The organism is Streptomyces sp. NPDC050806, from assembly GCF_055586425.1.
Genome location: NZ_JBVJIF010000024.1, coordinates 1 through 1,854, shown reverse-complemented (window position 1 = coordinate 1,854; position 1,854 = coordinate 1). Strand labels below are relative to the sequence as shown.

1 rRNA gene is annotated in these 1,854 nt (G+C 56.6%); it reads right to left on the bottom strand.

Going from position 1 to position 1,854, the window contains the following annotated elements:
• Positions 1-21: 21 nt before the first annotated feature.
• Positions 22-1,854, bottom strand: a 23S ribosomal RNA gene (locus tag ACZ6WH_RS38780); the annotation flags it as partial.

Genomic DNA, 1,854 nt, shown 5'->3' with positions numbered 1-1,854 from the left:
ACACAGTGGACGCGAGCAACTGAGGACAAGCCCTCGGCCTATTAGTACCAGTCAACTCCACCCGTTACCGGGCTTCCATATCTGGCCTATCAACCCAGTCGTCTACTGGGAGCCTTACCCTCTCAAGGAGGTGGGAGTACTCATCTCGAAGCAGGCTTCCCGCTTAGATGCTTTCAGCGGTTATCCCTCCCGAACGTAGCCAACCAGCCATGCCCTTGGCAGGACAACTGGCACACCAGAGGTTCGTCCGTCCCGGTCCTCTCGTACTAGGGACAGCCCTTCTCAATACTCCTACGCGCACAGCGGATAGGGACCGAACTGTCTCACGACGTTCTAAACCCAGCTCGCGTACCGCTTTAATGGGCGAACAGCCCAACCCTTGGGACCGACTCCAGCCCCAGGATGCGACGAGCCGACATCGAGGTGCCAAACCATCCCGTCGATATGGACTCTTGGGGAAGATCAGCCTGTTATCCCCGGGGTACCTTTTATCCGTTGAGCGACGGCGCTTCCACAAGCCACCGCCGGATCACTAGTCCCGACTTTCGTCCCTGCTCGACCCGTCAGTCTCACAGTCAAGCTCCCTTGTGCACTTACACTCAACACCTGATTGCCAACCAGGCTGAGGGAACCTTTGGGCGCCTCCGTTACCCTTTGGGAGGCAACCGCCCCAGTTAAACTACCCACCAGACACTGTCCCTGATCCGGATCACGGACCCAGGTTAGACATCCAGCACGACCAGAGTGGTATTTCAACAATGACTCCACGAACACTGGCGTGTCCGCTTCACAGTCTCCCACCTATCCTACACAAGCCGAACCGAACACCAATATCAAGCTATAGTAAAGGTCCCGGGGTCTTTCCGTCCTGCTGCGCGAAACGAGCATCTTTACTCGTAGTGCAATTTCACCGGGCCTATGGTTGAGACAGTCGAGAAGTCGTTACGCCATTCGTGCAGGTCGGAACTTACCCGACAAGGAATTTCGCTACCTTAGGATGGTTATAGTTACCACCGCCGTTTACTGGCGCTTAAGTTCTCAGCTTCGCCCTGACGAATCAGAGCTAACCGGTCCCCTTAACGTTCCAGCACCGGGCAGGCGTCAGTCCGTATACATCGCCTTACGGCTTCGCACGGACCTGTGTTTTTAGTAAACAGTCGCTTCTCGCTGGTCTCTGCGGCCACCACCAGCTCACCGAGTAAATCGGATCACCAGCAATGGCCCCCCTTCTCCCGAAGTTACGGGGGCATTTTGCCGAGTTCCTTAACCATAGTTCACCCGAACGCCTCGGTATTCTCTACCTGACCACCTGAGTCGGTTTAGGGTACGGGCCGCCATGAAACTCGCTAGAGGCTTTTCTCGACAGCATAGGATCATCCACTTCACCACAATCGGCTCGGCATCAGGTCTCAGACTTATATGCACGACGGATTTGCCTACCGTGCGTCCTACACCCTTACCCCGGGACAACCACCGCCCGGGCTGGACTACCTTCCTGCGTCACCCCATCACTTACCTACTACCACCTTGGGTCAGCGGCTCCACCACTCCCACAACCGGCAAAGCCGGCGCGGGCGGTTTCACGGCCTTAGCATTAATGGGCTCAGTATTGGGCGTTTCAAAGCGGGTACCGGAATATCAACCGGTTGTCCATCGACTACGCCTGTCGGCCTCGCCTTAGGTCCCGACTTACCCTGGGCAGATCAGCTTGACCCAGGAACCCTTAGTCAATCGGCGCACACGTTTCTCACGTGTGTATCGCTACTCATGCCTGCATTCTCACTCGTGAACCGTCCACAACTCGTTTCCACGGCTGCTTCACCCGGCACACGACGCTCCCCTACCCATCACAGC